Genomic DNA, 6,871 nt, shown 5'->3' with positions numbered 1-6,871 from the left:
CCGAGGGCGTGACGAACTTGAGGCACGCATGGCGCTCCAGCTCCTTGTAGTGGCGGGGGGTGCCGTGGCGGCCCAGGTACGCGGGCGAGGCCACTGTCACCCACTGCGGCACTCGCAGGGTGCGGGACACGAGGCTCGAGTCCTCGAGCTCGCCGATGCGCACCGCCACATCCACTCCCTCTTCAGCCATGCGGGAGAAGCGATCCGTGAGGGACAGGTTGAAGGACAGGCGCGGGTGGCGCGCGGCCAGCCGCCCCAGCTCGGGCACCACCGCGCGCCCGAGGATGAGGGGCATGGAGACTTTCAGCTCGCCCTCGGCGACCAGGGTGATGCCCAGCTCCGCCTCGAGCTTGGCCACGGCCTTGCTGACGGCGGCTGTCGTCACTCCCAGGTGGGCGGCGGCCTTTCGGAAGCTGCGCTCCTCCGCGGTGTGGAGGAAGTGGAGCACTCCGGAGAACAGGTCCATTCGACCATTGTTAACCTGAAGTTGACGGAATGTTGAGCAGGCAGGTGATTCTCAACCGCGAGCCACCCGGTTAGCTTTCCCGTCGCACAGACACAGGAGGAGCACTCATGACGATCGACATCTTTCGCGACGAGACCGACTTGGAGCGCGCCCGCGCCGAGGGTGAGGGAGGAAGACTCAAGAAGATCGGCATCTTTGGCACCGGCATGGTGGGTGTGACGATTGCCAACAAGCTCGTGTCCCTGGGCCACGAGGTGAGGATGGGCTCGCGCACCGCGAACAACGAGAAGGCGGTGGCATGGACGAAGGCGGCGGGCGCCAAGGCCTCGCAGGGCACCTTCGCGGATGCTGCGGGGTTCGGGGAGCTGATCTTCAACTGCACGCAGGGCGCGGGCACACTGGACGCACTCAACGCCGCGGGCGCCGTGAACCTGAAGGGGAAGATCCTCATCGACATCTCCAACCCGCTGGACTTCTCCAAGGGCATGCCGCCGACGCTGTTCGCGGGGAACACGGACTCGCTGGGCGAGCGCATCCAGGCAGCGTTCCCGGACACCAAGGTCATCAAGACGCTCAACACCGTGACGGCGGAGGTCATGGTGAATCCGGGGAAGATCGGTGGCGGCGACCACCAGATGTTCATCAGCGGCAATGACGCGGCAGCGAAGGCCACGGTGGGTGAGTTCCTCAAGGCGCAGTTCGGCTGGAAGAACCTGCTGGATCTGGGGGACATCACCACCGCGCGCGGCACCGAGTCCTACCTGCCGCTGTGGATCCGCCTGTGGGGTGCGCTGAAGACGCCGGATTTCAACATCAAGATCGTCCGGTAGCGGGGTTCGCTGGGGACAGGCCGGGCCGATCATCCCCTGCGGCCCGGAGTGCTCCCTGGATGGGTCTGGCTGGAGCGCTCCTCGTGAGCGCATGAGCTGCCCGAGCCTCAGTGCACTGGCGGTCCAAGCTCGGGCCGCCGGGTGGGCTTCAGGTGGCGCTCATGGTCGTAGAAGCACTCGGGTCCGAGCAGCGAGATGAGCTGGCGCTCACGAGCATCGCCCTCGGGAGTGCTGGCGTGGGTAGGGAGCTCGTAGGGCTGCACGAGGACGAGCTCGTCGCTGAGTTCCTGTCGGTAATCGGCAGGCAGCGTGGCGAGGCGGTCTCCGAAGAGCCGGAGGAAGGGCGCGCCGAGGAAGGTGCGCCAGTAGAGCCCCGCGAGTCCCTCGCTGTAGTCGCGCACGGTGATTTGCTCCACCTGGCCGAAGCCATCCGGACTGGGGGCAATGCGCCGCGTCTTGCGGAAGACGTCATCTGGGCTCGCTCGCGCTCCTCCTTCTCACGCTGCTGCCGCACCGCCTTCAACCGCAGGTACAGCTCCTCCGGCGAAGTGCGTGCCAGCGATGCTGAGTCCTGCCCGTGCATCCACACGGCCATCTCCGCCAGCACCAGCTGCTCCCGACGTCTCTCCTCTTCCGAACCGCTGGACTGCCTCAGCTCCTGCTCCTTGCGCAGGACGAAGGCCCGGTGCGCCCCCCGTGCAGTGCCCTCGGGCAGGCCTCCTCCTCCACCGTCATCTGTGACCGGGCCGCGCTCCGGAGCACTCGCGCATGCGCTCAGGAACAGCACTGCCGCGACAAGCGCGGCGGACGGACATTGCAGAGCCATGACTCACCTCCTCGGCAGCGCCGTTGCTACCACGGTGGCTCGACTCCCTTGCCTACTCCGCTCATGCCGGTGACTCCCATTCCGGGCTTGCCGCCAGCCTTCGCTCGATTTACTTTGTACACCAAAGGCCTTCCCTGACAGGTTGTCCGCGATCGACTCAACGCGAGAGGGCTCACAGCCTCGGGAGTGGTCCCCGCCGAACGATGTGGGCGTGGAGTGCCTCACGCAAGGCAGCCCAGAGGGCCGGAGGTGCTCCCCACTGCGGAGGCTCCTCCCTAGCTTGGGAGGAGTCATGTCAGGCAGCGGCAGCGGGGCACAGGCGAGGCGTCTCACGGGAGTCCTCTGGAAGGCTCGCGCGCGGAGGGAGCTCGAGGCCGCACGAGCCCGCACGCTGGGCATGCTGGCGGGCCTGCCCGAGTCGGAGTTGCTGCGCCAACACTCGCCATTGATGTCACCGCTCGTCTGGGACGTGGCGCACGTGGCCAACTACGAGGAGCAGTGGTTGCTGCGCGCGTTGGGCGGATCCGCCCTCACGGACCCCTCCTTCGACTTCATCTACGACGCCTTCCAGCACCCGCGGCGCACCCGCTCGCAGCTGCCGCTGCTGCCTCCGGCGGATGCCTTCACCTACGCCGAGCACGTGCGCCAGGCCGTGCGAGAGCTCCTGGACACGCTGCCGGAGGACTCTCCCGAGCCGCTGCTGCGGGACGGCTTCGTGTTCGGCATGGTGGCCCAGCACGAGCAGCAGCACGCGGAGACGCTCGCCGCCACGCTGCAGCTGATGACGACGTGGGAGTACCGCCCGGCCGCGCGCCAGCGTCCCCGCCCCGGCGCCGTGCCCCAGCACGAGGTGCTCATCCCCGGAGGCCCGGTGCGCCTGGGCAGTGACGGCGCGTGGGCCTATGACAACGAGCGTCCCGCGCAGGTGGTGGATGTGCCTCCGTTCTTCCTCGACGCGCACCCCGTCACCAACGGGGACTACCTCGTCTTCGTGGAGGCGGGCGGCTACGAGGATCCTCGCTGGTGGCACCCGAAGGGCTGGGAGTTCATCCAAGCCGAGCAGATCCACCACCCGCTCTTCTGGCTGCCGCAGGGCCAGCACGTGTGGCTGCGCCGGCGCTTCGGCCTGGTGGAGCCGCTGCCCAAGGACGAGCCCGTGCAGCACGTGTGCTGGTACGAGGCGGACGCCTACTCACGCTGGGCCGGCAAGCGCCTGCCCACGGAGACCGAGTGGGAGAAGGCGGCGGTGGGCAGCGACGGCCTGACGCGCGAGCACCCCTGGGGCGACGCACCGCCCACACCCCTGCACGCCAACCTGGGCGGGGACACCTGGGGCCCTGCTCCCGTGGGCTCCTTCCCGGAGGGGCGGAGCGCGCAGGGAGTGTGGGGGCTGCTCGGGGACGTGTGGGAATGGACGGCCAGCGACTTCAGCGGCTACGCGGGCTTCCGCGCTTTCCCCTACCGCGAATACTCCGAGGTGTTCTTCGGCCCCGAATACAAGGTGCTGCGCGGCGGCGCGTGGGCGAGCGCTCCCGTGGCCGTGCGCAACAGCTTCCGCAACTGGGACTACCCGGTCCGCCGGCAGATCTTCGCCGGGTTCCGCTGCGCGAGGGACGCGAGGTGATGGGCGATGGGGAAGGAATGAGCCTGGGGATGGGACTGACCCGCGCGCGTCCTGTCACGGTGGACGTGTACGTGCAGCCGGGCGACGCTCGGAGCGCGCTCTGCGAGGAAGCGCGACTGGGGCTCTGCGGACATCCCAAGGAGCTGTCGCCCAAGTGGCTCTATGACGAGCGCGGCAGCCAGCTCTTCGACGACATCACCCGGCTGCCGGAGTACTACCCCACGCGGCGCGAGCGGGAGATCCTCGAGGCGCGAGCGGGAGAGATCGCCCGGCTCAGCGGTGCGGACACGCTCATCGAGCTGGGCAGCGGCACCAGCGAGAAGACCCGCCTGCTGCTGGAGGCCTTCCAGGAGAGGGGGCGACTGGAGCGCTTTGTGCCCTTCGACGTGAGTGAGGCCTTCCTGCGGAGCGCGGCGGAGAAGCTCGCGCGGCAATACCCGCGTCTGCAGGTGCACGCGGTGGTGGGTGACTTCGAGCGCCACCTGGGGCAGCTGCCACGAGGTGGGCGGCGACTGGTGGCCTTCCTGGGAGGCACCATCGGCAACTTCAAGCCGGCGCAGCGAGCTCACTTCTTCCGCGAGGTGGCCGAGGGATTGGCACCCGGTGACGGGCTGCTGCTGGGCACGGATCTGCTCAAGGGCCGGGACCGGCTCTTCGCCGCATACAACGACAGCGCGGGCGTGACGGCCGAGTTCAACCGCAACGTGCTGCGGGTGCTCAACCGCGAGCTGGGCGCGGAGTTCGACTTGAGCGCCTTCGAGCACCTGGCGCCCTTCAACGAGGAGCACGGCTGGATCGAGATGCGGCTCATCTCCCTGCACGAGCAGGTGGTGCCGCTGCCCGCGCTGCGGCGCTTCGCTCACTTCGAGCAGGGCGAGGTGCTGCGCACGGAGGTGAGCTGCAAGTTCCGCCCGGAGCAGGTGGAGGCGGAGCTGGCCACCGCGGGGCTACACCTGTCCGCGTGGTGGACGGATGCTGCGCAAGACTTCGCGCTCTCCCTGTCCTTCAAGCGCTGAGGCCGCCGAGGACTGGGAGGGCACTTGAGGGAGCTCGGTGCTCGGGCCTGGCGCTAGTGACGGCGTGAGGGGCCACGGCGAACGGGAACGGGCTGGGGCCGGACCTGCCTGCCCGCGAGCGTCACCGCGGTGAGCAGACCCAGAAGGAGCACCCCGGCGATACCGATGACGGGGGAGAGCAACTCGGGGAGAGCCATTGCTTTCACTCCTTCGAAGTGTGGGCACCTGCGTGTGCTGCCCACCAGGGGGTTCAGCTCTTGGACAGAAGCGATAGGTTATGAATTCGTTTCGAAAACGTGAAGCCCCGTTGCGTGTAACGCGCTCACAACCCGCGTCACTCGCCCGGAGAGTCCCGCCACAAGGTGGGACACCCGGTGGCAATGTGCGGTTCCACTCCATCCGTGACTGGGCACCGAGTGGGAGTGGATCCGCTCTGGGCTGACTCCGTGACGTTGTCTGACGCCGTGCTACAGAGTCGTCCCTAGGGAAACATGCCACCCCCGTCACCGCTCACCCGCCGTCCGCAGGCGACCGCCCTCAGCATCGAGGAGCTGTTGGACCGCGTCCGGCGCGGGGAGCTCCGAGTCCCGGAGTTCCAGCGCCCACTCCAGTGGAAAGCCAAAGACGTCAGCGATCTGCTGGACAGCGTCTACCGAGGCTACCCCATTGGGACATTGCTCTTCTGGAAGCGAGCAGCCCCTGCAGCCAGTGTCCGCTTCGGGCCGGTAACCATCGATGCACCTCACTCGACGCAGGCGTTGTGGGTCGTGGATGGCCAGCAGCGCCTCATCTCCCTAGCGGGGGTGTTGCTCCACCCTCCCTATGGTGAAGAGGAGCGCGACGACTTCATCCTCTATTTCGATCTTCAGGAGGAAACGTTCGTCCGGCCTGGAGGAAGAGCGCGACCTGCTACCCACTGGCTGCCGATGAACGTTGTCATCGACAGTGAGCTGCTCCTGGCCTGGCTGGATCGCTACCCCGGCCGGGCTGAGAGCCCGAGCCACACGCGAACGGCGATGAGACTCGGCAAGGCCCTCCGGGAGTACCAGGTCCCGGCCTACATTGTCGAAGCCGATGAAGAGCAGACCCTCAGGGTCATTTTCGGAAGGCTGAACTCCGCAGGGAAGCCCCTGAAGCAGGCGGAAGTCTTCAATGCGCTCCATGGCGGGGCGAAGGGGACCCAGCCCGCTGACCTGCGGGAGCTGTCGCAGAGTCTAGAACCGCTGGGCTTCGGGACCCTCGAGCAGGAGTGGTTGCTCAAAGCCGCGCTCGCCGTCAAAGGGCTCGACATGACGCGCCGAGTCGAGCGACTCCTCAAAGAGGAGCAGGATCTCGGGGATGCACTGCAGGAGACCGCACGCTCGATGCGGGATGTCATCGTCTTCATCAAGCGGGATGTAGGCATTCCCCATGTCGAGCTGCTCCCTTACAAGCTCCCGCTCGCACTCCTGACCCGCTTCTTCCATCTCCATCCTCAGCCGTCCCCTCGCTCGCGAGAGCTGCTCGCGCGCTGGGTATGGCGGGGGGCGATCACCGAAGCTCACCGCGGGGAGAGCATCGCGGTAGTACGCGAGAGCCTGGCAGCGATCGGCCCCGAGGAAGAACGCTCCGTCCGTGAGCTCCTCGCGACGGTGCCCCAAGCCTCGGCACGGAGGATTGCGCTACGGGAGTACAATTTCAGGACCGCGCAGACCAAGCTCCAGGTCAATGCCCTGCTCGCACTCAAGCCCAGGGACCTGCGCAGTGGAGAAATCATCGACGGCCCTGCCCTCATTGGAAATGTGGGAGCTGGAGCCCTCCTTCGGATCGTAACCTCAATGCCGAGAGGAGTGAGACTCCCGCCACGGTACGCTGTGGCTTTTCGGGGGATACTGCAGGGCATCGCCAACCGGCTCATCCACCCAGTGACGGAGGAGCGATCTCTCCTGGCAACGCTGCGCAGTGCGTCCCTGTCCCCTGAAGTCCTCCAGAGCCATAGCATCGCAGGATTACACATTGATCATCTCCATGCAGGAGATACCTACGGGTTCCTGAGAGGCCGCGAGTACTTCCTGTACCGCCACATCCGCCGGTTCCTGGATTCCAAGGCGCGCTGGGGAGAGTCTGATC

At 67.1% G+C, this 6,871-nt stretch carries 7 protein-coding genes; 4 read left to right on the top strand and 3 right to left on the bottom strand.

Features of this window, described 5'->3' with window-relative positions:
* Nucleotides 1–466 (bottom strand): LysR family transcriptional regulator (locus tag VD972_RS35420; protein ID WP_324993235.1); only part of this gene is annotated, 466 nt, incomplete at its 3' end.
* Nucleotides 467–573: 107 nt separating this feature from the next.
* Here VD972_RS35420 and VD972_RS35415 point away from each other — a divergent pair.
* Nucleotides 574–1,296: an NADPH-dependent F420 reductase gene (locus tag VD972_RS35415; RefSeq protein ID WP_324993234.1), complete on the top strand. Its 723-nt coding sequence runs from the start codon at nt 574–576 to the stop codon at nt 1,294–1,296.
* 107 nt (nt 1,297–1,403) lie between these two features.
* Here the strand turns inward: VD972_RS35415 and VD972_RS35410 are convergent, their stop codons facing one another.
* Nucleotides 1,404–1,697: a hypothetical protein gene (locus tag VD972_RS35410; RefSeq protein ID WP_324993233.1), complete on the bottom strand. Its 294-nt coding sequence runs from the start codon at nt 1,695–1,697 to the stop codon at nt 1,404–1,406.
* Nucleotides 1,698–2,414: 717 nt separating this feature from the next.
* Between VD972_RS35410 and egtB the strand changes: the two genes are divergently transcribed.
* Both egtB and egtD read left to right on the top strand, forming a co-directional pair.
* The gene (gene egtB, locus VD972_RS35405) at nt 2,415–3,746 is read left to right on the top strand and encodes an ergothioneine biosynthesis protein EgtB (RefSeq protein ID WP_324993232.1); all 1,332 of its coding nucleotides are present in this window, start codon (nt 2,415–2,417) and stop codon (nt 3,744–3,746) included.
* A 29-nt stretch (nt 3,747–3,775) separates the two neighbouring features.
* Complete coding sequence (egtD, locus tag VD972_RS35400) at nt 3,776–4,762, top strand: L-histidine N(alpha)-methyltransferase (protein WP_324993231.1); 987 nt, start codon at nt 3,776–3,778, stop codon at nt 4,760–4,762.
* A 53-nt stretch (nt 4,763–4,815) separates the two neighbouring features.
* Here egtD and VD972_RS35395 read toward each other — a convergent pair whose 3' ends face one another.
* The gene (locus tag VD972_RS35395) at nt 4,816–4,959 is read right to left on the bottom strand and encodes a hypothetical protein (RefSeq protein WP_324993230.1); all 144 of its coding nucleotides are present in this window, start codon (nt 4,957–4,959) and stop codon (nt 4,816–4,818) included.
* 294 nt (nt 4,960–5,253) lie between these two features.
* Here VD972_RS35395 and VD972_RS35390 point away from each other — a divergent pair.
* Nucleotides 5,254–6,871 (top strand): DUF262 domain-containing protein (locus tag VD972_RS35390; protein ID WP_324993229.1); only part of this gene is annotated, 1,618 nt, incomplete at its 3' end.

It is taken from the genome of Hyalangium sp., from assembly GCF_035629615.1.
Classification (GTDB): Bacteria; Myxococcota; Myxococcia; order Myxococcales; family Myxococcaceae; genus Hyalangium.
This window is presented reverse-complemented; position numbering and strand designations above follow the sequence as displayed.